The 22,113-nt window shown below is 61.0% G+C and carries 16 protein-coding genes; 7 read left to right on the top strand and 9 right to left on the bottom strand.

Annotation, left to right across the window (positions count from 1 at the left end; all coding sequences use genetic code 11):
* Nucleotides 1-33 precede the first annotated feature (33 nt).
* On the top strand, nt 34-4,281 hold the full coding sequence (locus AB4P96_RS05230; protein WP_395600562.1) for a DEAD/DEAH box helicase: 4,248 nt from the start codon (nt 34-36) through the stop codon (nt 4,279-4,281).
* A gap of 112 nt (nt 4,282-4,393) precedes the next feature.
* On the opposite strand, the gene AB4P96_RS05225 is transcribed toward AB4P96_RS05230, so the two are convergent.
* Nucleotides 4,394-6,502 (bottom strand): mechanosensitive ion channel family protein, encoded by a 2,109-nt coding sequence (locus tag AB4P96_RS05225; protein WP_236460136.1) that lies wholly within the window; start codon nt 6,500-6,502, stop codon nt 4,394-4,396.
* 241 nt (nt 6,503-6,743) lie between these two features.
* Between AB4P96_RS05225 and AB4P96_RS05220 the strand changes: the two genes are divergently transcribed.
* Genes AB4P96_RS05220 through AB4P96_RS05210 form a run of 3 tightly spaced genes read left to right on the top strand, consistent with a single transcriptional unit; the run spans nt 6,744 to nt 9,728 of the window.
* A complete protein-coding gene (locus tag AB4P96_RS05220) occupies nt 6,744-7,523 on the top strand; it encodes an endonuclease/exonuclease/phosphatase family protein (protein ID WP_138449343.1) in 780 nt (259 codons plus the stop codon).
* On the top strand, nt 7,520-8,782 hold the full coding sequence (clsB, locus tag AB4P96_RS05215) for a cardiolipin synthase ClsB (protein WP_395600561.1): 1,263 nt from the start codon (nt 7,520-7,522) through the stop codon (nt 8,780-8,782). Before AB4P96_RS05220 ends, clsB begins: the two co-directional genes overlap by 4 nt.
* Nucleotides 8,772-9,728, top strand: a complete 957-nt coding sequence (locus tag AB4P96_RS05210; RefSeq protein ID WP_395600560.1) for a lysylphosphatidylglycerol synthase domain-containing protein — start codon at nt 8,772-8,774, stop codon at nt 9,726-9,728. The genes clsB and AB4P96_RS05210 overlap by 11 nt, the downstream gene beginning before the upstream one ends.
* A 112-nt stretch (nt 9,729-9,840) precedes the next feature.
* Here AB4P96_RS05210 and AB4P96_RS05205 read toward each other — a convergent pair whose 3' ends face one another.
* Together AB4P96_RS05205 and AB4P96_RS05200 are read right to left on the bottom strand one after the other, a co-directional pair.
* Entirely contained in the window at nt 9,841-10,596 is a 756-nt protein-coding gene (locus AB4P96_RS05205; protein WP_017135976.1) for a S9 family peptidase, read from the bottom strand.
* Nucleotides 10,586-11,695 (bottom strand): DUF3182 family protein, encoded by a 1,110-nt coding sequence (locus AB4P96_RS05200; RefSeq protein WP_395600559.1) that lies wholly within the window; start codon nt 11,693-11,695, stop codon nt 10,586-10,588. The genes AB4P96_RS05205 and AB4P96_RS05200 overlap by 11 nt, the downstream gene beginning before the upstream one ends.
* A gap of 249 nt (nt 11,696-11,944) precedes the next feature.
* On the opposite strand from AB4P96_RS05200, the gene AB4P96_RS05195 reads away from it, so the two are divergent.
* Nucleotides 11,945-12,508, top strand: coding sequence for a cysteine hydrolase family protein (locus AB4P96_RS05195; RefSeq protein ID WP_395600558.1), 564 nt, complete (start codon nt 11,945-11,947; stop codon nt 12,506-12,508).
* Nucleotides 12,509-12,528: 20 nt separating this feature from the next.
* On the opposite strand, the gene tam is transcribed toward AB4P96_RS05195, so the two are convergent.
* Entirely contained in the window at nt 12,529-13,290 is a 762-nt protein-coding gene (tam, locus tag AB4P96_RS05190; RefSeq protein ID WP_186617128.1) for a trans-aconitate 2-methyltransferase, read from the bottom strand.
* A gap of 102 nt (nt 13,291-13,392) precedes the next feature.
* Here tam and AB4P96_RS05185 point away from each other — a divergent pair, with 102 nt between their 5' ends.
* Entirely contained in the window at nt 13,393-14,301 is a 909-nt protein-coding gene (locus tag AB4P96_RS05185; protein WP_395600557.1) for a LysR family transcriptional regulator, read from the top strand.
* Nucleotides 14,302-14,368: 67 nt separating this feature from the next.
* On the opposite strand, the gene AB4P96_RS05180 is transcribed toward AB4P96_RS05185, so the two are convergent.
* Both AB4P96_RS05180 and AB4P96_RS05175 read right to left on the bottom strand, forming a co-directional pair.
* Nucleotides 14,369-14,896 carry a single-stranded DNA-binding protein gene (locus AB4P96_RS05180; RefSeq protein WP_017135971.1) on the bottom strand — a complete coding sequence of 176 codons (528 nt, stop codon included), beginning with the start codon at nt 14,894-14,896 and terminating at the stop codon, nt 14,369-14,371.
* A gap of 9 nt (nt 14,897-14,905) precedes the next feature.
* A complete protein-coding gene (locus AB4P96_RS05175; protein ID WP_395600556.1) occupies nt 14,906-16,300 on the bottom strand; it encodes an MFS transporter in 1,395 nt (464 codons plus the stop codon).
* A 178-nt stretch (nt 16,301-16,478) separates the two neighbouring features.
* On the opposite strand from AB4P96_RS05175, the gene uvrA reads away from it, so the two are divergent.
* On the top strand, nt 16,479-19,313 hold the full coding sequence (uvrA, locus tag AB4P96_RS05170) for an excinuclease ABC subunit UvrA (protein ID WP_026013597.1): 2,835 nt from the start codon (nt 16,479-16,481) through the stop codon (nt 19,311-19,313).
* A gap of 65 nt (nt 19,314-19,378) precedes the next feature.
* Here the strand turns inward: uvrA and bfr are convergent, their stop codons facing one another.
* From bfr to rplQ, 3 genes are all read right to left on the bottom strand, one after another.
* Nucleotides 19,379-19,843, bottom strand: coding sequence for a bacterioferritin (bfr, locus tag AB4P96_RS05165; RefSeq protein ID WP_015886133.1), 465 nt, complete (start codon nt 19,841-19,843; stop codon nt 19,379-19,381).
* Nucleotides 19,844-19,998: 155 nt separating this feature from the next.
* Entirely contained in the window at nt 19,999-21,438 is a 1,440-nt protein-coding gene (locus tag AB4P96_RS05160; RefSeq protein ID WP_395600555.1) for a catalase, read from the bottom strand.
* 247 nt (nt 21,439-21,685) lie between these two features.
* Entirely contained in the window at nt 21,686-22,072 is a 387-nt protein-coding gene (gene rplQ / locus AB4P96_RS05155; protein ID WP_017135967.1) for a 50S ribosomal protein L17, read from the bottom strand.
* Nucleotides 22,073-22,113 lie beyond the last annotated feature (41 nt).

Below are 22,113 nucleotides of genomic sequence, written 5' to 3'. Positions count from 1 at the left end.
CAACTTGTTGGCATGGGCAGTATCAATCAATAGATGAACCTTCCTGAATCAACCGACACGGTATTGGACGGCTTCCACCCCGCCGTCAGTGCCTGGTTTGGCAACACCTTCCCCTCGGTGACCGGCGCCCAGGCCCAGGCGTGGCCGCTGATCCGCCAACGCCGCTCAACCTTGATCGCCGCGCCCACAGGCTCCGGCAAGACCCTGACTGCGTTCCTGGCGGTGCTCGATGACCTGGTCCACCAAGGCCTGGCCAACGGCGGTCAACTGCCGGACGAAACGCTGGTGGTGTACGTGTCGCCGCTCAAGGCGCTGTCCAACGATATCCAGATCAACCTGCAAAACCCGCTGGCCGGCATCACCGCGCAATTGCAGGCGCTGGGTTTGCCACCGCTGACTATCCGCACCGCCGTGCGTACCGGCGACACCCCGCAAAAAGACCGCGCACTCATGCGCAAACGGCCGCCGCATATCCTCGTCACCACACCGGAATCGCTCTACGTGCTGCTGGGCTCGGACTCCGGTCGGCAGATGCTGGCCAGCACGCGCACGGTGATCGTCGACGAAATCCACGCCATCGCCGCCGGCAAGCGCGGCAGCCACCTGGCTCTGAGCCTGGAGCGCCTGCAAGGGTTATGCAGCGAGCCATTGACCCGCGTCGGCCTGTCGGCCACGCAAAAGCCTATCGAGGCGGTGTCGCGATTTTTGGTCGGCAGCGGGCGTGAGTGCGCCATCGTCGATATCGGCCACGCGCGCCCCCGCGACCTGGATATCGAAGTACCACCAGTGCCGCTCTCGGCGGTGATGGCCAACGATGTGTGGGAATTGGTCTACGACCGCCTCGCCACGCTGGCCCGCAAGCACCGCACTACGCTGGTGTTCGTCAACACCCGGCGCCTGGCCGAACGCTTGGCCCGGCACTTGAGCGAGCGTTTGGGCAAGACCGCTGTGGCCGCGCACCACGGCAGCCTGGCCAAAGAGCTGCGCCTGGACGCCGAGCAACGGCTCAAGGCCGGTGAACTGCAAGTGCTGATCGCCACCGCGTCGCTGGAGTTGGGGATTGATATCGGTGAGGTCGACCTGGTGTGCCAGATCGGCTCGCCCGGCTCCATCAACGGTTTTCTGCAAAGGGTCGGGCGTTCCGGTCACCAGGTCGGCGGCACGCCCAAGGGGCGACTGTTCGCCACCACCCGTGATGATTTGATCGAATGCGCCGCCCTGCTCGACTGCGTGCGGCGCGGCGAACTGGACACCTTGCACATCCCCATCGCCCCGCTGGACGTGCTGGCCCAACAAATCATCGCCGAAGTCAGCGCCCGCGAATGGCCGGAACAGGCATTGCTGGACCTCATCCGTCGCGCCTCGCCCTACGCCGCACTCGATGAACGCCACTACCAGGCACTGCTGCACATGCTCGCCGACGGCTATAACGGCCGCCAGGGCATCCGCAGTGCCTACCTGCACCGTGACGCCGTGACCCACACCCTGCGCGCCCGCCGTGGCGCCAAACTGACCGCCGTGACCAGCGGCGGCACCATCCCCGACAACGCCGACTACAGCGTATTGCTGGAGCCTCAGAGCCTGAACATCGGCAGCGTCAACGAAGACTTCGCGGTGGAGAGCATCGCCGGGGATATCTTCCAGCTCGGTAATACGTCCTACAGAATCCTGCGGGTAGAAAGCGGCAAGGTGCGCGTCGAAGATGCCCACGGCCAGCCGCCGACCATCCCCTTCTGGCTGGGTGAAGCACCGGGGCGCAGCAACGAGTTGTCGTCGGCAGTCGCACGTTTTCAGGGGCAGTTGGACGCTCTGCTCAGCACCACGCCCGGTGACCTGCAACCCGCGCAAGACTGGCTCACCGCCAGCCTTGGCCTGAACCGCGCCAGCGCCGAGCAGATCCTTGATTACCTGGCCCGTGCGCGCCTGGCGCTGAGCGCATTACCGTCCCAGGACACATTGATCATGGAACGGTTTTTCGATGAGTCCGGCGGCACTCAGTTGATCATCCACACGCCGTTCGGCAGCCGCATCAACCGTGCGTGGGGCCTGGCGCTGCGCAAGCGTTTTTGCCGCACGTTCAACTTTGAATTGCAGGCAGCCGCCAGTGAGAATGCAATCGTGCTGTCGCTGTCCACCAGCCACAGTTTTGAGCTGGATGAAGTGTGGCGCTATGTGAACAGCAACAGCGCCGAACACCTGCTGATTCAGGCCGTATTGGATGCACCGCTGTTTGGCGTGCGCTGGCGCTGGAATGCCGGTGTGGCCCTGGCGTTGCCGCGCTACACCGGCGGGCGCAAGGTGGCGCCGCAGATCCAGCGCATGAAAAGCGAAGACCTGATCGCCAGCGTGTTTCCCGACCAGATTGCCTGCCTGGAAAACCTCGCCGGTGAACGCGAAGTACCCGAACACCCGCTGGTTGAGCAAACCCTCGACGACTGCCTGCACGAAGCCATGGACAGCGAGGGTTGGCTGACACTGTTGCGGCGCATGGAGCGCGGCGAAGTGCGCCTGATCAGCCGCGACCTGCCTGCGCCCTCGCCCATGGCCGCCGAAATTCTCAGCGCGCGGCCCTACACCTTTCTCGACGACGCGCCATTGGAAGAGCGCCGTACCCAGGCCGTGCTCAACCGTCGCTGGAGCGACCCGCACAGTACCGACGACCTCGGCGCGCTGGACGCCGAGGCCATTGCCGGCGTGCGTGAAGAAGCCTGGCCCGCGCCCAATGGCCTGGATGAAATGCATGAAGCGCTGATGAGCCTGGCGTGTATCGCCGGCAACGAAGTCACGCCGCAATGGGCCGAGTGGTTGCACGCCTTGGCCAAGGGCGGGCGCGCCTATCAACTGGACAATGGCCTGTGGGTAGCGGTAGAGCGCTTGAGTTGCGTGCAAGCGATCTATCCGAATGACTTGCCGTTGTTGCCGGGCTTCGATGAGCCCTGGACCTTTGACGATGCACTGGCCGAAGTGCTGCGCGCGCGCCTCGGCGCTTTCGGCCCATTGAGCCTGGTCGAGATCGCCACGCCGTTGGCGCTGCCGGTCGCGGATATCAGCCAGGCACTCGCGCGTCTGGAGCAGGAAGGCTATGTGCTGCGCGGCCATTTCAGCCCCGGCGCCACCCAGGAACAATGGTGCGAGCGGCATTTGCTCGCGCGTATCCATCGCTACACAGTCAAGCGTCTGCGCCGGGAAATCGAGCCGGTGGCGCTGCAGGACTTCATGCGCTTTCTGTTCGATTGGCAGCACCTGTCCGACGGCACTCGCGGCCAGGGCAGCGCAATGTTGCCGCAGATTGTCGGGCAGTTCGAAGGTTACGCCGCCGCCACCTCGGCCTGGGACAGCGACTTGCTCAGTGCGCGGCTCAAGGACTATTCCTCCACCTGGCTCGACGAGCTGTGCCGCAGCGGCAAACTGGTATGGACGCGCCTGAGCCACAAGGCCGGCGCCCTGGCACTGCGCAGTACGCCGGTGGTGTTGCTGCCGCGCAGCCAAGTGCCGTTGTGGAGCGGGCTGACCGAACCGACCGACAGCACCACGCTGTCGCCCAAGGCGCAAAAAGTCCACCTGGCGCTGCGTGAACACGGCGCGCTGTTTTTCGACGAACTGGTGCATGAAGCCCACCTGCTGCGCAGCGAACTGGAAACCGCCTTGCAGGAACTGGTGGGCGCGGGGCTGGTGAATGCCGACAGCTTTGCCGGGCTGCGGGCCTTGACCACGCCCGCCAGCAAACGCCAGGCACGCAGCAGCCGGCGTGGGCGCGGGGCGTTTATTGGCGGCATGGACGACGCCGGGCGCTGGGCCTTGTTGCGCCGCTCGCCCAGCGCCGCCGGCCCGCATTCGGCCGAGACCCTGGAGCATGTGGCGATGACCCTGCTGCGCCGTTATGGCGTGGTGTTCTGGCGGTTGCTGGAGCGGGAGCCCGACTGGCTGCCAAGCTGGCACGAATTGCTGCGCACCTTCCATCGCCTGGAAGCGCGGGGTGAGATTCGCGGCGGGCGGTTTGTGAGTGGTTTGGCCGGGGAACAGTTTGCGCTGCCGGAAGCGATTCCACTGTTACGCGAGGTACGCCGTCGCCCACATGACGGCAGTTTGATCGCGGTGTGCGGAGCGGACCCGTTGAACCTGGTGGGCACCTTGCTGCCGGGCGATAAAGTGCCGGCGGTGAGTGGTAACCGGATTGTGTATCGCGATGGCTTGCCGGCGGCGGTGATGGTCGCGGGTAAGCAGCAGGTGTTGCTGGAGGAGGACTTGCAGGCGGTGCAGGAGAAGTTAATCAGGCGCTGAACCCTGTATGGACCTTGCCGGCCTCATCGCGGGCAAGCCCGGCTCCCACAGGGGAATGCATTCCAACGGTGGGAGCTGGCTTGCCTGCGATGAGGCCCTGACAGTCATTACATCATTGAGGCCTGTGCTGCTCGGTCACCACCACCGCACCCGGCACCTCCTCACCCGCCTCATCCACATGCGCCGAACGCTTGGGCAACCAAACCTGCTGTGGATAAGTTTGCGCGAAGTGCACCTCATCACAGTTATCCACAAGTTTTTTCAGGCGCTGGTTAAATGCCCGGCTCACAGCATATTGCCCACCCGACACGGTACGGAACTGCGCCGTCAGCACCACGCCGTTGAGGTCCATCTTGTCGACCCCAAACACTTCCAGCGGACCTTGCAGGTTGTACTTGAGGAACACGTCATCGCGGATCGACTGCCCCGCCTCACGGATCAGCTCCACCGCCTTGTCCACGTCGGTGTCGTAGGTGAACTGCACCGAGAAGAACGCATAGGCAAACTGCCGCGACTGGTTGGTGACCGCCTTGATCTGCCCGAACGGCACCGAGTGCACAAACCCCTTGCCGTCTCGCAGGCGCAGGGTGCGGATGGTCAGGCCTTCCACGGTGCCGGCATGGCCGGAGTCGAGCACTACCCAATCGCCGATCGACAGCGTGTCTTCAATGATGATGAACAGGCCGGTGATCACGTCCTGCACCAACTGCTGGGAGCCAAAACCGATGGCCAGACCGACCACACCGGCACCGGCCAGCAGAGGTGCGACATTGATGCCCAGGTTAGCCATGGTGGTGATCGCGCAGATCACCACCAGCACGATCTTCACCGCATTGCGCAACAACGGCAGGATGGTCTTGACCCGCGTGCTGGGCTGGCGACTGGAGCGCTTGTTGACCGGCGGCTTCAACGCCTCCTGGATTGCTGTATCGAGCACCACCCAGAACAGCCAGGTCACCAGTAGGATCAGGCCGATGCTACTGAGAGAATCGCTGATCGCCCGGCCTACCGAGTTACGCTGGGCAAATTCGAACAGCGACACCCCCCAGATACGCCCAAGGACTTCGATAAACGCGATGGCCATGGCGATGCGCAGTATTGCGTGCAGCAGGCTGAGGAAGCGCTCTTTGTAGGCGCTGCTGCGCTGGATCGCCACCTGGCTGCGGGACTTGAACAGGTGTTGCAACACCGTGCTGAGAAACACTGTGCCGATCAACAGAATCGTGGTGAACAGCGCGCAACGCAAAGCTTTCTGGTTATCGTCGCCGGCGCCGATCAGGTTGATCGCCGAGACCAGCACCATCAACAGAATCGGCCAATACCACAGCCCGGAAAACACTCGCAGCGATTGCTGCAGCGCCGGGTGTTTGAGGCGCTGGGCCAGCGGCCGATTGCGGATCAGGTGCGCGACCGGACGGCGCAGGCGCACCACCAGCACGCCGAAAATCACCGCTGCAAACAGGCCGGTAAACACTGCGATGCTGCTGGTGATATTGCCGCCCAACTGGCGCGCGATCTGCGGGCTGGTCAGGGCATCGCTGAGGGCGGCGAGAAAGCCGATCAGGAACAGCGGCTTGGGGCAATAGTTGCGAATAATCTGCACGGCCGGGCGTTTATGGCCGACGTTGAACATGACGATGACGCACAACAGCATCGACGTCGAGAAGATGCCGCTGCTGGTGGCATAGGCAAAACACAGCGCCAGCGCACGGCCTACGGAGCTGGGTAAAAAGTGGCTGACGTAAAGCGTCAGCGGCAGGCAGATCAGGGCTGGAATCGTGTAGGGCACCACGTAGCCAAGAACGCCCTGCAGACGCTCGCGCTGTGCAACGAAACGCCGCCGACCGAGGCGTTGCACGCTAAAGCGCCCGAGCAGCGTGAGTGCCGCAAAGGCGCCGACCCACACCCCGGACAGCAGCAGGAAGTCACCGGCCACGCTCCACGGCGAGCGTTGGGCGGTTTGATCGACCAGCCGCCCGACTTCATCCGCCGCACGGTCGGCGCGCAGGCGCCAGGCGTCGATGAGGTTCTGGTTGAGGTCGAGTTTGTCTTGCACATCGTCAATGCTGGAGCTGATGGCGCCGAGCAAGCCACCTTCGACCAACAACTCCGGCTTGGCGGGAGCCTCAGCTGCCGCAGGCGCCGCGGCCGCGGCTTGCAGCGCGCCATTGCCACACACCAACAACGCGACGAGCAGTAATGCAGTCTTTAGATTCAGCAAAACGCCGGGCTCCTTCAGCAGGGTCTGTAAGGAACTGACGGGTTTGAGCGCTGATCGTTCCCACGCTCTGCGTCCATAGGACGCGGAGCGTCCCGGGCTGCGTTACCACGCGGAGCGTGGGAACGATCGGTTAACAGCACCGCCTGTAGGTCACTCGAAACTTTCCGTCAACACCCGCAGTCAGCCAATAACATCAGCCAATAACACAGGCTTCACCCTTTACTTATCCACAGGAGCGATCATGGCTGCGATTGCCGACTGGGTGCCCGTTACGCCCAGCACCGCCATCACCCGCTTCACCGTGCTGACGGTCAATATCCACAAGGGTTTCACCGCGTTGAACCGACGCTTCATCCTGCCCGAGTTGCGTGAGGCGGTGCGCAGCGTGGGCGCCGACATGGTGTTCCTGCAGGAAATCCACGGCACCCATGAGCGGCACCCGCAGCGTTACAGCGACTGGCCGAAGATGCCGCAGTATGAGTTCCTCGCCGACAGCATCTGGCCGCAGTTCGCCTACGGCCGCAACGCGGTCTACCCGCATGGCGACCACGGCAACGCGCTGCTGTCCAAATTCCAGATCATCCGCTACGACAACCTCGACATCTCCCAGAGCGGGCATGAAAGCCGTGGCCTGCTGCATTGCGTGCTGCGCTTGCCGGGCAGCGGCCAAGAGGTGCATGCGATCTGCATGCACCTGGGCCTGCGCGAGGTGCATCGCCAGCAGCAATTGCGTTTGCTGGAGCAGCGCATCGCCGAGATTCCGGCTGACGCGGCGCTGATCGTCGCCGGTGATTTCAATGACTGGCGCCACAAGGCCGACCTGAGCCAAAGCGGGCTCAGGGAAGTGTTTATCGAAGCCCATGGCAAACCGGCGCGCACCTTTCCGGCGCGCCTGCCATTGCTGCCTTTGGATCGCATCTATGTGCGTAACCTGAAGGTGCATAACCCCAGGGCGCTGACGACGCGGCCCTGGTCTCACCTGTCAGACCACGTGCCGCTGTCGGTGGAGATCGAACTATGAATGTCGCCGTGGAACACATTGCCACCGACCAGCCACCGGATGATGCCAAGGCCCGCGACCTGGATTACGGCTGGCAACCGGGCAACCGCATTGAGCTGCTGGAGAACGGCGAGGCGTACTTTCCCGCCGTCTTCGAGGCCATGCGCCGGGCGCAGCGGGAGATCTTGCTGGAGACCTTTATTCTGTTCGAAGACAAGGTTGGCAATGAGCTGCAAGGCATCCTGATTGAGGCGGCGCAGCGTGGCGTAAAGGTGATCGTCAGCCTCGATGGCTTTGGCTGCGGCGAACTGAGCCCTGCCTTTCTCAGTGAGCTGGCCGAGGCCGGGGTGACGGTGCAAATGTTTGACCCGGCAGCGAAGATAGTGGGCATTCGCACCAACTGGTTCCGTCGCCTGCACCGCAAGATTGTGGTGGTGGACGCCGCCGTGGCGTTTATCGGCGGGATCAATTTTTCTGCCGACCACTTGGGTGATTTCGGCCCCGAAGCCAAGCAGGATTATGCCGTGCAGGTAAGCGGCCCGGCCGTGGCGGACCTGCATCATTTCGCCCTCGCCCAAAGTGGCCGCCAGGTGCGCACGCGACGCGGCTGGCGACGGCGCCAGCAACGGCCATCGCTGTGGCCGACGCACACCGACGACGGCCTGGTGCGCCTGATTTATCGCGATAACCTGCAACATCGCGATGATATCGAAGAGGCCTATATACACGCCTTGAGCAAGGCGCAAAAACGCGTGGTGATTGCCAACGCCTACTTCTTCCCAGGCTATCGCCTGCTGCGTGAAATCCGCAATGCCGCGCGACGTGGCGTACAGGTGCAACTGATCATGCAGGGCCAACCCGATGTGCTGCTGGCCAAGCTCGCCGCGCGCATGCTGTATGACTATTTGCTCAAGGATGGCGTAGTGATTCACGAGTATTGCCAGCGCCCGTTGCATGGCAAAGTGGCCTTGGTGGATGACGACTGGAGCACTGTGGGTTCGAGCAACCTGGACCCATTGAGCCTGTCGCTGAACCTGGAAGCCAACGTGCTGATTCGTGATCGCGCGTTCAATCAACAGCTGTACGAAAGCCTGGAAACACTGGCGCGCAATCATTGCCGGACCATGCCGGAAAAGCGCAAGCCGCGTCTGTGGTTATGGCGATTGACCGTGGGCTTTTTAGTGTTCCATGTCATGCGGCACTTCCCCGCGCTGACGGGCTGGCTGCCAGCACACAAACCGCGCCTCAAGCCATTCGAGAGCCACACCCATGAGCACTGAAAGCGGCGGCTCGCGGTTCAAGCGCTGGAAGAAACCGCTGACGATCGCGTTTTTTGTACTGCTGATTGTGCTGTTCACCTTGCTCGCGCGGCGCATCGACTGGAGCGAAGTGCTGCAAACGCTGGCGGCCTTCAAGCTGCGCACGCTGCTGATCGCCGGTGGGCTGACGCTCTGCAGCTTTCTTGTCTACGCCAGCTTCGACCTGATCGGCCGCACCTACATTCGCCAGGATTTGCGTTGGAAGCAGATCCTGCCGGTCGGGATCATCAGCTACGCCTTCAACCTCAACTTGAGCGCGTGGGTCGGCGGCATTGCCATGCGCTATCGGCTGTATTCGCGGCTCGGGGTGAGCACCAGCAATATCGCCAAGATTCTTGGGCTGAGCCTGGCCACCAACTGGTTTGGCTATATGGCCGTGGCCGGAGGGGTATTCAGCAGTGGGCTGGTGACAATGCCGCCGGGCTGGAAGGTCAGCAGCGACGCGTTGCAAGGCATTGGCGTGCTGCTGGTGCTGGCCAGCCTGGGTTACTTGGCGGCGTGCCAGTTTGCAAAGAAACGCGCGTGGTCGATCAAGGGCATCGAGATCAACTTGCCGTCGTTGCGCATGGCCTGTTTGCAACTGGCACTCGGTGCGTTGAATTGGTCGTTGATGGCGGCGGTGATCTTTACGTTGCTGCCCGCCAAGCTGGACTACCCGCTGGTATTGGGCGTGCTGCTTATCAGCGCGATTGCCGGGGTGATCACCCATATCCCGGCCGGGCTCGGTGTGCTGGAAGCAGTGTTTATCGGGCTGATGCAGCATGAGGCGTCGCGGGGCAGTTTGCTTGCAGGGCTGATTGCCTACCGGGCGATCTATTTTATTTTGCCGCTGTTGGTGGCGGTGGTGATGTACCTGGCGGTGGAGGCCAAGGCCAAGGCGTTGCGGGTCAAGAAAACACCGGCGTGAACGGTGTCGGCAGTTCGATCGCCATCGCGGGCAAGCCCGCTCCCACAGGTTGCAATACATTCCAAGTGTGGGAGCCGGGCTTGCCCGCGATGAGGCCCTAAAGGGCACCCCACTATCGTGACTGAATAATGCTCAACCGCTCCCCCACCACCATCTCGGTAATCCAGTCCACCAGGATCGAGGTGTAGGCCTGCTGCGACACCGGGTCGCTCAACGAATGATCGGCGCCATCGATGATCCGATGGGTCAGCGAATGGGTGTTCTGGCAGGCCGCGCGGTAACTCATGATGGTGGCATGGGGTACGTGGTCGTCGGTTTCCGACTCGACGATCAGCACATCGCCGCTGAACTTGGCGCAGGCATGCAGGGCGCGATTGGTCTCGGCGTGCACCAGGGTGCTGCGGTAATCCATCAGGTCGGCCTTATCCAGGTCGCGCTTGGGCTTGAGCCACTCCTGGTCGCGATACAACGCCGGCACGCGCAGCGCCAACCAGCGTACCGGGCGCAATGAGGTGAGAATCGCCGCCAGATAGCCGCCATAACTGGTGCCCACCACGGCCACCGCCGAGGTGTCGATGGCGGGGTGTGAGAGCAGCCGATCATAGGCCGCCAGCAAATCGCGCAGGTTGTCTTCACGGGTGACGCGGGACAAGGGAATGCCGGTGCCGGCGTGGCCGCGCAGGTCGAAGGTCAGGCACACGCAGCCTAAGCCCGCGATGCCTTTGGCGCGCTCCAGGTCGCGTTCCTGGCTACCGCCCCAGCCGTGCACAAACAACACGCCGGGGACTTTGGATTTTGGACTCAGGAAGGTGCCGCTCATCTGTTCGTCGTCGATATCGATCGCAATGCTTTCGCTTCTAGCCGTCATAAGATTTAACCGTCACATACTTGAGAAGAAAGTCGCTGTTTTCGGCCGGGCCGCGATACACCTCAATAGCGTGCGCCGGCAGCGGTTGGTCCACATAGGTCTCTACCGAGGACACATGAATCGCCCGCAGGCCGGGGTTATTGATAAAGCTTTGCAGCGCCGCGACTTCCGCGCTGCTGGCCCCACCCATGCGCCAGGATTGTTCGAGCACGCCACTACGGCGTTGGCCGTCACTGTCCAGGCCTTGGGCAATGTCGTAATTGCGCCGCGAGGCATAGAAACCAGGGTAGGCCTCATCGGCGGCACTGTCGAAGACCTGGGCTTGTTGGATGGCTTCGCGCACATCGTCGGGCAAATCGAGCTCAAGCAGGTCTTCATAACCACCGGGCACCACCAGCAAGGTCGAGCCGCCGTAAACCTCTTCACCGTGCCCGTCCTGGGTGAGGTATTGCTCGCCGCAGTAGCTGATCACGTGATCGCCGATAAAGCTCTGGCCTACGCTATGGGTGGTGACGTCGTGCAGATCCTGCTCCAGCACTACGCCGTCGTTGAACAGCTGCGCCGCTTCGGGTCGCGCCAGTAAAGCCTCGAATGCGTCGAGGCTGTGGATAACTTCCTGGCCGCGTCCGGCACAGGCATGCACCGGTTTCATGCGAATCGGCCCGCTGTAGAGCAAGCGCGTGGCGGCAGGCAATGCGTCTTCAAGAGCAAACACGCTGAGCCCGTCGAGAACAACCGTGCGCACACGCTCACAGAACGCTGGCGACCAGCCTTCAGGCGCCGTGGCGTCAGGACTTAGCAGGCCGTGGGTGAGCGCTTTGGTACAGATGAATGCGTGATCGACATAACCGCCCCACAGATCTTCCGGCCCTTTGATATTAAGCGGTCGCGCTTGAGCGGGGCCGACCAGGGTTTGGGTGGGTAACACATACAAGTCGAGACCGGCGTGTAACTGCGGGTCATAGCTGCCGCCGAATTTAAGCCCAAGGATCTGCGCCAGCCAGCGCGCGAGGGCGCGATTGGTTTCGACTTCATGCTGCGGCGCCCCTTCTCTTGTGGAGTGGGCGACTACGCGTTTTTTGCGTTGAATCGGGGTCATGCGTCCCCCTTGGCGATCCTGCCATGTGTGTGCGAGGAAGGTTGCATGGATCACGCCAAGGCAAGGCTGGGGAGGATGGCCGTTAAATCAAACAGTTACTGACACAGCGATGGCACTAGGCCTGTTTTATTCTGCACGACAGGGGTTTAAACGGACGGTGTTCTGCACGACGCCTCCATCAAAGCAGCTGCGTGGATGGCGACGGGCCAGCTAAGATGCAAGGCACTGCCAACCATCATAAGGACACCCATGGCCAAGCAAGCGCTCATCCTCATCGATATCCAGAACGATTACTTCCCCGAGGGCAAGTGGCCGCTCGATGGCGTGGAAGCCGCGGCGGACAAGGCCGCGCAGGTGCTGCAGGCGTTTCGCCAGGCGGGCAACGCCGTTGTCCATGTGCGCCATGAGTTCACCAGCGAAGACGCACCCTTCTTCACGACAGGCTCCGAGGGCGCGCACCTGCATGCCAAGGTACTCAACGAGGGTAATGAGCCGGTGGTGCTCAAACACTTTGTGAACGCGTTTCGCGGGACAAACCTGCGCACCGTGCTGGAACAACGCGCCATCACTGACGTGGTGGTGGTCGGCAACATGAGCCATATGTGCATCGACGCCGTGGTGCGGGCTGCGGCAGACCTGGGCTACCAGGTCACGCTGATTCATGACGCCTGCGCGACCCGCGACCAGGTATTCAATGGCCAGGTGATTGCGGCGGCGCAGGTGCATGGCGCTTATATGGCATCGCTGGCCTTTGGGTACGCCAGCGTGGTGTCGACGGATGAATACTTGAAGGAGCAAGCGGCGGCGCAATGACCACCGCTTGTTTGCGGCCCTCAGCGGGTTGCGATGATGAACAGACGCGGAAAAGGCAGTAATACAGTGCCGTCAGCCAGGGCCGGGTAAGCCTGGGTAATACGCGTCTGGTATTGCTGTAGGAATGCGGCTTTTTCGCTATCGGTCAACGGTGCAAGAAACGGCCGCAACGCAGAAGCCTTGAACCACTCCACCACCGCCCCGTGATCGGCCAGCGGGTGTTGATAGGTGGTGCGCCACACGTCGACGGTGCTGCAATGTTTGCTCAGCAGCTCGTAGTAGTAACTCGCGGTGTGCCGCTCATTGTGTTTGACCGCACCAATCTTGGCCGCCCACGGGCCATCTGCCGCCACTTCGCGGGCCAGCCGGTGGGCAGGTTCGTCGAGGTTGTCCGGGGTTTGTACGGCGAGGGTGCCGCCAGGTGTCAGCTGGTCGAGCAGATGCGGATAAAGCGTGGCGTGGTCAGGTAGCCATTGCAGGGACGCGTTGGCGAGGATCACATCGAACTTCTGGCCTGGGTTCCAGGCGGCGATGTCTGCCAGCTCGAAATTCAGTTGCGGCAGGCGCTTGCGGGCGTCGACCAGCATGTCGTCGGAGCTGTCCATGCCCGTAACGTGCGCCTGCGGGAAACGCTCGGCCAACACTTCAGTGGAATTGCCAGGGCCGCACCCCAGGTCGACGGCGCTACGCACATCGGTATTGGGAATGGCCGCGACCAAGTCACGGACCGGGCGGGTGCGTTGCTGTTCAAACATCGTGTATTGCTTGGCAGACCAGGTCATCGCGGCTTTCCTTCTTTGTTAGCGGTGACCACAGCCTAAGTCTTGTGAGCCATGAGAACAAATGCCAGGATTGGCAAACTCCCATACCTTGAAAGTATCCTTATGTTGGAGCTTCGCCAGCTTAAAGCCTTCGTGGCTATTGCCGAGGAAGGCTACATCACTCGCGCTGCGGAACGCCTGGGCATGCAACAACCACCCTTGACGCGCTTGCTGCAGAGTCTTGAAACGCAATTGGGTGTGGTGTTGATGGAGCGCCTGCCCCGCGGCGTGCGCCCAACCACTGCCGGCCTCGCGTTGCTGGACGAGGCGCGTGACATCCTGGCGCGGGCCGAGGGTGTGGCCGACGTGGTGCGCCGTGCCGCCCGGGGTGAACGGGGCCGACTCGCTATCGGCTTTACCAGCTCGGCGGCGTTGCACCCGTTTGTGCCCAGCGTGCTGCGGCGGTTTCGCGAGGCCTTTGTGGGGGTCTCGGTGGTACTGGAGGAAGCGGGAACCGGCGAACTGCTGGACGCGCTGGTGCAGGAAAAACTGGATGCCGCGTTTATCCGCTCACCGCTCAGTGGCACGCAACAGTTGCAGGACGAACCGATCCTGGTGGAGCCGATGCTGCTGGCGCTGCCGACCGATCATCCCTTGGCACTCGATGCGGGGCAGCCGTTACCCTTGGCAGCATTGGCTGATGAGGCTTTTGTGCTCTATCGCCGGCGCGTGGGGCTGGTTTTGTATGACGCCATTCTGGTGGCCTGCCGTGAAGCGGGGTTCAGCCCGCAAGTGGTGCAGGAGGCGCCACGCATGACGGCGACCTTGAGTCTTGTGGCTGCAGGGCTTGGGGTCTCTATCGTGCCCGCCTCCATGCAGCGGCTGCGCGGCGATGGCATTATTTATCGCGAGCTGATCGAGTGCCAGAGCCTGGTGGCGCCGTTGCATTTGGCCACGCGTATTGGCGACAGCTCAGCGGTATTGCGCAGGTTCAAGGAGATGGTGGTCACAGCGGCCGCGACAGAGGCTTGATCACAGGCATTAAAAAACCCCCGAGACTTTCGCCTGCGGGGGTTTTGCTCGTTCCGGGCCTGGGACCTTAGAACGGGATATCGTCATCAAAGCTGTCGAAATCCGGAGCCGGCTGTGGCGCGGCCTGCTGTGGAGGCGGTGCCTGGCGCGACTGTTGCGGAGCCGACTGCTGCGGGCGCGGAGCCTGCTGGCGTGGGGTCGGAGCGGACTGCTGGTAGTTATTGCCCCCGCCCTGTTGGTCGCCCTGCTGTGGACGGCCGCCCAGCAGTTGCATGGTGCCTTGCATGTCCACCACGATTTCGGTGGTGTAACGCTTGATGCCGTCTTTTTCCCACTCGCGGGTTTGCAGTTTGCCTTCGATGTAGACCTGCGAACCTTTGCGCAGGTATTCACCGGCGATTTCTGCCACCTTGCCGAACATCGACACACGGTGCCATTCGGTTTTCTCGACCTTCTGGCCAGTCTGCTTGTCGGTCCACTGTTCGCTGGTCGCCAGACTCAAGTTGGTCACGGCGTTACCGTTAGGCAAGTAGCGAACTTCGGGATCCTGGCCGCATGTACCGACCAATATGACTTTGTTAACCCCACGGGCCATAACGTTCTCCTAGGCTGGGCGCGCTGTCGGCACTGGGTTGACCAGTTGCTCGAGCGTCGCGCGATCCAATAATTCGGTGTCTAATTTGATGTAGATGGCGGCTTCTTCTGCAATAACCACGGCATCTGTAACCCCGGTAACGGCCTTGAGGCGCTCAACCAGACCGGCTTCGCGGATCGCTTCTGGCGATAACGGCAAACGCAGGCTCGTCACATAGGGAGGTTCGCGCATGGTAACAGCAAAGGCCAACCAAAGTGCAGCCAGCCCGGCGCATCCGAGGAACACAACCGACAAACCGCCATGCTGGAACATCCAGCCGCCCATGATGCCGCCAAGCGCGGAGCCGAGGAACTGGCTGGTGGAATACACCCCCATCGCCGTGCCCTTGCCACCGGCCGGTGAAACTTTACTGATCAGCGAAGGCAGCGAAGCCTCCAGCAGGTTGAACGCGGTGAAGAACACCACCGTGCCGAATACCAGCGCCCGCAGGCTGTCGCCGAACTTCCAGAAGAATAGCTCAGTGAGCATCAGCGTCGCGACGGCGCCGAGCAAAACTCGTTTCATTTTGCGTTTCTTCTCGCCGTAGATGATGAACGGGATCATGGCGAAGAACGAAATCAGCAGTGCGGTGAGGTACACCCACCAGTGCTGTTCCTTGGGCAAACCGGCTTTTTGCACCAGTGCCAGGGGCAGCGCGATGAAGCTGCACATCAGCATTGCGTGCAACACGAAGATACCTAAATCCAGGCGCAGCAGGTCCGGGTGCTTGAGCGTCGGCAACAATGCCTTGCGTGCGACGCCGGACTCACGGTGCTGCAAGGTGCCGGTGGAGCGCGGCACCATGAAGGCCACGATCACGATGCCGAACAACGCCATGCCGCCGGTGGCGAGGAACAGCCCGTGCAAACCGAAGGCACGGGTCAGCAAGGGGCCGACGACCATCGCAACGGCGAATGAAAGGCCGATGGTCATGCCGATCATGGCCATGGCCTTGGTGCGGTGTTGTTCGCGGGTCAGGTCCGAGAGCAGCGCCATCACCGCTGCGGAAATCGCCCCGGCGCCCTGTAGGACGCGCCCGGCAATCACACCCCAAATAGAATCGGATTGGGCCGCGACCACACTGCCGAGGGCGAACACGATCAGCCCCAGGTAGATGATGGGACGACGGCCGATACGGTCGGAAATGATCCCGAACGGGATCTGAAAAAGCGCCTGGGTCAGGCCATAGGCGCCAATCGCCAGGCCGATCAGTGCGGGGGTCGCTCCTGCGAGATCCATTCCATAGGTCGCCAGCACCGGCAACACCATAAACATGCCTAGCATACGGAACGCGAACACCAGGGCCAGACCGCTTGCTGCTCGGGTCTCGCCGCTACTCATGCGTTCGCTGTGGGGATCGTGCATGGAAAAACCTCGTGTGAACCGGCGGCAATTCTACCAGTCCCATCGATTGAGAGGGTATATGCGGCGCTTTGCCGCGCAGCTTTCATGTAAGGCTGCACCCGGCACTTTGACAGTGTATATTCATCCAGTCTTTAGCCGTATACTCCTGCATTATTTACGCCCGCCGTGCGAGGCCATCTTGGACAAGATCCTGATTCGTGGGGCTAGAACCCACAACCTGAAGAACATCGACCTGACCCTGCCCCGGGACAAACTGATCGTCATCACCGGCTTGTCCGGCTCGGGCAAATCGTCACTGGCGTTTGACACGCTGTATGCCGAGGGCCAGCGCCGCTATGTGGAATCGCTGTCGGCCTATGCGCGACAGTTCCTGTCAATGATGGAAAAACCCGACGTCGACACCATTGAAGGCCTGTCGCCGGCGATTTCCATCGAACAGAAGTCGACCTCCCATAACCCGCGTTCCACCGTGGGCACCATCACTGAAATCTACGACTACCTGCGCCTGCTGTATGCGCGCGTAGGTATTCCACGCTGCCCGGACCACGACATTCCGCTGGAAGCCCAGACCGTCAGCCAGATGGTCGACCTGGTGCTGGCCCAACCGGAAGGCGCCAAGCTGATGCTGCTGGCGCCGGTGATTCGCGAGCGCAAGGGTGAGCACCTGTCGGTGTTCGAAGAGCTGCGTGCCCAGGGCTTTGTGCGGGCGCGCATCAACGGCAAGCTGTATGAGCTGGACGAAGCGCCGAAGCTCGACAAGCAGAAGAAGCATTCGATTGATGTGGTGGTCGACCGCTTCAAGGTACGCGCCGACTTGCAGCAGCGTTTGGCGGAATCGTTCGAGACCGCGCTGAAGCTGGCCGATGGTATTGCCCTGGTCGCACCGATGGATGACGAACCGGGCGAAGAGATCATCTTCTCCGCACGTTTTGCCTGCCCGATCTGCGGCCATGCGATCAGCGAGCTGGAACCCAAGCTGTTTTCCTTCAACAACCCGGCCGGGGCCTGCCCGACGTGCGATGGCCTGGGGGTGAAGCAGTTCTTCGACATCAAGCGCCTGGTCAACGGTGACCTGACCTTGGCGGAAGGTGCCATACGCGGCTGGGACAGGCGCAACGTCTATTACTTCCAGATGCTGGGGTCGCTGGCGTCGCACTATAAATTCAGCCTGGAAGTGCCGTTCAACCAACTGCCAGCCGAGCAGCAGAAAGTCATCCTGCACGGTAGCGGCTCGCAGAATGTCGATTTCAAATACCTGAACGACCGCGGCGATATCGTCAAACGCTCGCACCCGTTTGAGGGCATCGTACCCAACCTGGAGCGGCGCTACCGCGAGACCGAATCGGCGAGCGTACGCGAAGAGCTGGCGAAATTCCTCAGCACCCAACCGTGCCCCGACTGCCGCGGCACGCGCCTGCGTCGTGAGGCGCGGCACGTATGGGTAGGCGAGAAGACGTTGCCGGCAGTAACCAACCTGCCGATCGGCGATGCCTGTGAATACTTCGGTGTACTCAAGCTGACCGGCCGCCGTGGGGAAATTGCCGACAAGATTCTCAAGGAAATTCGCGAGCGCTTGCAGTTCCTGGTCAACGTCGGCCTGGACTACCTGTCGCTGGATCGCAGCGCGGATACCTTGTCCGGTGGCGAAGCTCAGCGGATTCGCCTGGCCAGCCAGATTGGTGCCGGCCTGGTGGGCGTTCTGTACATCCTTGACGAGCCGTCGATCGGCCTGCACCAACGTGACAATGATCGCCTGCTGGGTACGCTGAAACACCTGCGCGATATCGGCAACACGGTGATCGTGGTTGAGCACGACGAAGACGCGATTCGCCTGGCCGATTATGTGGTCGACATTGGTCCTGGTGCGGGTGTGCATGGCGGGCATATTGTCGCCGAGGGCACGCCTGCCGAAGTGATGGCTCACCCGGACTCGTTGACCGGCAAGTACCTGTCCGGTCGCGTGAAAATCGAAGTGCCAGCCAAGCGCACGCCGCGTAACAAAAAAATGGCGCTGCACCTCAAGGGCGCGCGCGGAAATAACCTGCGCAATGTCGACCTGGAGATTCCGCTGGGCTTGCTGACCTGCGTGACCGGTGTTTCCGGCTCGGGCAAATCGACGCTGATCAACAACACGCTGTTCCCACTGAGCGCCACCGCCCTGAACGGCGCGACTACCCTGGAAGCAGCTGCACACGACAGCATCAAGGGCCTGGAGCACTTGGACAAGGTGGTCGATATCGACCAAAGCCCGATTGGCCGCACACCCCGCTCGAACCCTGCGACCTATACCGGGTTGTTCACGCCGATACGCGAACTGTTTGCCGGCGTGCCAGAGTCGCGCTCACGGGGCTATGGGCCTGGCCGGTTCTCGTTCAACGTCAAGGGTGGCCGCTGCGAAGCTTGCCAGGGCGATGGCCTGATCAAAGTGGAAATGCACTTCCTGCCGGACATCTACGTGCCGTGCGATGTGTGCAAGAGCAAGCGCTACAACCGCGAAACCCTGGAGATCAAGTATAAGGGCAAGAGCATCCACGAAACCCTCGAGATGACCATCGAGGAAGCGCGGGTGTTCTTCGACGCAGTTCCAGCATTGGCGCGCAAGCTGCAGACGTTGATGGATGTGGGCCTGTCGTACATCAAGCTGGGGCAGTCAGCGACCACGCTGTCGGGTGGCGAGGCGCAACGGGTGAAGTTGTCTCGTGAGCTGTCCAAACGCGACACGGGCAAGACCCTGTATATCCTCGATGAGCCAACCACGGGCCTGCACTTCGCGGACATTCAGCAATTGCTCGACGTTTTGCACCGCTTGCGCGACCACGGCAACACGGTGGTAGTCATCGAACACAACCTGGATGTGATCAAAACGGCCGACTGGCTGGTGGACCTCGGACCGGAAGGCGGTTCCAAGGGTGGCCAGATCATTGCGGTGGGCACGCCGGAGCAGGTCTCCGAGATGCCACAGTCGCATACTGGTTACTACTTGAAGCCACTGCTGGCACGCGACAGAGCCTGATTTATCGGGCTCATGAAAAAGCCCCTGTCACTTTGCGGTGACAGGGGCTTTTTTGCAGCCGCAAATCAGAACTGCGATTGCAGGTAATTTTCCAGACCGACCAACTTGATCAGCCCCAACTGCTTTTCAAGCCAGTAGGTGTGATCTTCTTCGGTGTCATTCAACTGCACGCGCAGAATTTCGCGAGTGACATAGTCGTTGTGCTGCTCACAGAGCTCGATGCCCTTGCAGAGCGCGGCACGCACCTTGTACTCGAGACGAAGGTCGGCAGCGAGCATGTCAGGTACCGTGGTGCCCACGTCCAGGTCGTCGGGACGCATGCGCGGCGTGCCTTCGAGCATCAGGATACGGCGCATCAGCGCGTCGGCGTGCTGTGCCTCTTCTTCCATTTCGTGGTTGATACGCTCGTAGAGCTCGGTAAAGCCCCAGTCTTCGTACATACGCGAATGGATGAAATATTGGTCACGAGCTGCCAGTTCGCCCGTCAGCAACGTGTTGAGGTAATCGATTACGTCGGGGTGACCTTGCATCGCCCTACATCTCCCTGCTTGAAAGTCTGTAGTTTGAACCATGCTGACTCGAAGGTCACGGGACAAACGGCAGAAAAACGAAGATATTCAGAGAAAAGTAGCGAAAATAACGCAAAAACCGCCCGAATGAGGGCGGTTCTGCTTCTCGTTTAGAGTCAGCTAAGCGTTACGCCCAATGCAGCTGCAATGCCCTGGCCGTAAGCTGGGTCAGCCTTGAAAAAGTGCTGAAGCTGGCGCTGAACCACATCACTGCTGACGCCGGCCATCGCGCCGGCGATGTTGTTAATCAGCAGCGCTTTCTGAGCGTCGTCCTGCAGGCGGAACAACGCACCGGCATGGCTGTAGTAGTCCGTGTCTTCACGTTGATCATAACGGTCAGCAGCACCGTTCAGCGCCAGAGGCGGCTCAGCGTACTGTGGCGCCTGCTTTGGTGTATCCGCCACGCTGTTGGGCTCATAGTTAGGAGACGCACCACCGTAACCAAAGGACATGGAACCATCGCGCTGGTTGTTATTGACCGGACTCAATGGGGAGTTGATCGGCAACTGCTGATGGTTGGTGCCAACGCGATAGCGGTGGGCGTCCGCATAAGCGAAAACACGGCCTTGAAGCATACGGTCTGGCGACAGACCAACACCCGGAACCATATTGCTTGGGCCGAAGCATGCCTGCTCGACTTCAGCAAAGTAATTCACTGGATTACGGTTCAGCTCCAGCTCACCCACCTCGATCAACGGAAACTCCTGCTGCGACCAGGTCTTAGTCACGTCGAACGGGTTTTCATAGTGAGCAGCGGCCTGAGCCTCGGTCATGATCTGGATGTTGACGCTCCACTTCGGAAAGTCACCGCGCTCAATCGCATCAAACAGGTCACGCTGCGCGTAATCAGGATCGGTACCGGCGATACGTGTCGCCTCCTCGGGAGTCAGGTTTTTGATCCCTTGCTTGGTTTTATAGTGCCATTTGACCCAATGGCGCTCGCCTTTAGCGTTGATAAGGCTGTAGGTATGGCTCCCGAAGCCGTGCATGTGACGATAGCCGTCTGGAGTGCCACGATCCGAGAACAGAATGGTGATCTGGTGCAGCGCCTCTGGGGACAATGACCAGAAGTCCCAGACCATCTGTGCACTTTTGAGGTTGGTTTGCGGCAACCGTTTCTGGGTGTGGATAAAATCTGGAAACTTGAGCGGGTCGCGAATGAAGAACACCGGGGTGTTGTTACCAACGATGTCCCAGTTACCTTCCTCGGTGTAAAACTTCAAGGCAAAGCCGCGCGGGTCACGCGCAGTATCTGCCGAGCCACGCTCACCACCCACCGTGGAAAAACGCAGAAACGTTGGAGTCTGCTTGCCTACGGACTCAAACAGCTTGGCGCGGGTGTATTGGGTAATATCCCGAGTCACTGTAAACGTACCGTGTGCACCTGAGCCTTTGGCGTGCACACGACGCTCAGGAATGTTCTCACGGTTGAAGTGCGCAAGCTTCTCGATGAGATGAAAATCATCGAGGAGCAGTGGCCCATGCGAGCCGGCAGTGCGGGAGTTCTGGTTATCTGCGACGGGAGCGCCGCTGGCGGTGGTCAGAATTGTACTCATGCTCAATCTTCCTCAGGTCAGGCTTAGAACTGCCGGCTAATCGGCTGGAGGGAGTATTGACCATCAAGATGACACCATCAAATGCATTAAATCATGGACTTTGATAGAAAATAACTAATAACCCGTCAGGGCGAATAGAGTTTGGATTAATAAGGGAACCGGCAGCGACTTGAGGAATATAGACGACTTTCCTATCGCCCACAAAAAACCGGGCACTAGGCCCGGTTCTTCGTTGCAGCGTGTCGTCTTACTCGGCGCTTACAGCTTCGCCGGCAGTAGCACGATCAACCAACTCGACATACGCCATAGGCGCGTTGTCGCCAGTGCGGAAGCCGCACTTGAGGATGCGCAGGTAGCCACCCTCACGGGTAGCGTAACGCTTGCCCAGGTCGTTGAAGAGCTTACCAACGATAGCTTTCGAACGAGTACGGTCGAAAACCAAACGGCGGTTAGCCAGGCTGTCTGTCTTGGCCAAAGTGATCAGCGGCTCAGCAACGCGACGCAGTTCTTTAGCTTTCGGCAGGGTAGTTTTGATCAGCTCGTGCTCGAACAGCGACACCGCCATGTTTTGAAACATGGCCTTGCGGTGCGAGCTGGTACGGCTCAGGTGACGACCACTTTTACGATGACGCATGGTTCATTCCTTACCAAACTCACGTTCGGTGATTACGACGA

Origin of the sequence: Pseudomonas sp. B19125 (genome assembly GCF_044218855.1) — a bacterium.
Taxonomy (GTDB): Bacteria; Pseudomonadota; Gammaproteobacteria; order Pseudomonadales; family Pseudomonadaceae; genus Aquipseudomonas; species Aquipseudomonas edaphica.
The sequence above is the reverse complement of the archived record's forward strand: the minus strand, read 5'-3'. Positions and strand labels throughout refer to the sequence as shown.

Coding starts and splice junctions, on each gene's coding strand:
- AB4P96_RS05230 (WP_395600562.1), top strand. CDS start 34: ATGAACCTTCCTGAATCAACCGACACGGTATTGGACGGCTTCCACCCC.
- AB4P96_RS05220 (WP_138449343.1), top strand. CDS start 6,744: ATGGCTGCGATTGCCGACTGGGTGCCCGTTACGCCCAGCACCGCCATC.
- clsB (WP_395600561.1), top strand. CDS start 7,520: ATGAATGTCGCCGTGGAACACATTGCCACCGACCAGCCACCGGATGAT.
- AB4P96_RS05210 (WP_395600560.1), top strand. CDS start 8,772: ATGAGCACTGAAAGCGGCGGCTCGCGGTTCAAGCGCTGGAAGAAACCG.
- AB4P96_RS05205 (WP_017135976.1), bottom strand. CDS start 10,596: ATGACGGCTAGAAGCGAAAGCATTGCGATCGATATCGACGACGAACAG.
- AB4P96_RS05200 (WP_395600559.1), bottom strand. CDS start 11,695: ATGACCCCGATTCAACGCAAAAAACGCGTAGTCGCCCACTCCACAAGA.
- AB4P96_RS05195 (WP_395600558.1), top strand. CDS start 11,945: ATGGCCAAGCAAGCGCTCATCCTCATCGATATCCAGAACGATTACTTC.
- tam (WP_186617128.1), bottom strand. CDS start 13,290: ATGACCTGGTCTGCCAAGCAATACACGATGTTTGAACAGCAACGCACC.
- AB4P96_RS05185 (WP_395600557.1), top strand. CDS start 13,393: ATGTTGGAGCTTCGCCAGCTTAAAGCCTTCGTGGCTATTGCCGAGGAA.
- AB4P96_RS05180 (WP_017135971.1), bottom strand. CDS start 14,896: ATGGCCCGTGGGGTTAACAAAGTCATATTGGTCGGTACATGCGGCCAG.
- AB4P96_RS05175 (WP_395600556.1), bottom strand. CDS start 16,300: ATGCACGATCCCCACAGCGAACGCATGAGTAGCGGCGAGACCCGAGCA.
- bfr (WP_015886133.1), bottom strand. CDS start 19,843: ATGCAAGGTCACCCCGACGTAATCGATTACCTCAACACGTTGCTGACG.
- AB4P96_RS05160 (WP_395600555.1), bottom strand. CDS start 21,438: ATGAGTACAATTCTGACCACCGCCAGCGGCGCTCCCGTCGCAGATAAC.
- rplQ (WP_017135967.1), bottom strand. CDS start 22,072: ATGCGTCATCGTAAAAGTGGTCGTCACCTGAGCCGTACCAGCTCGCAC.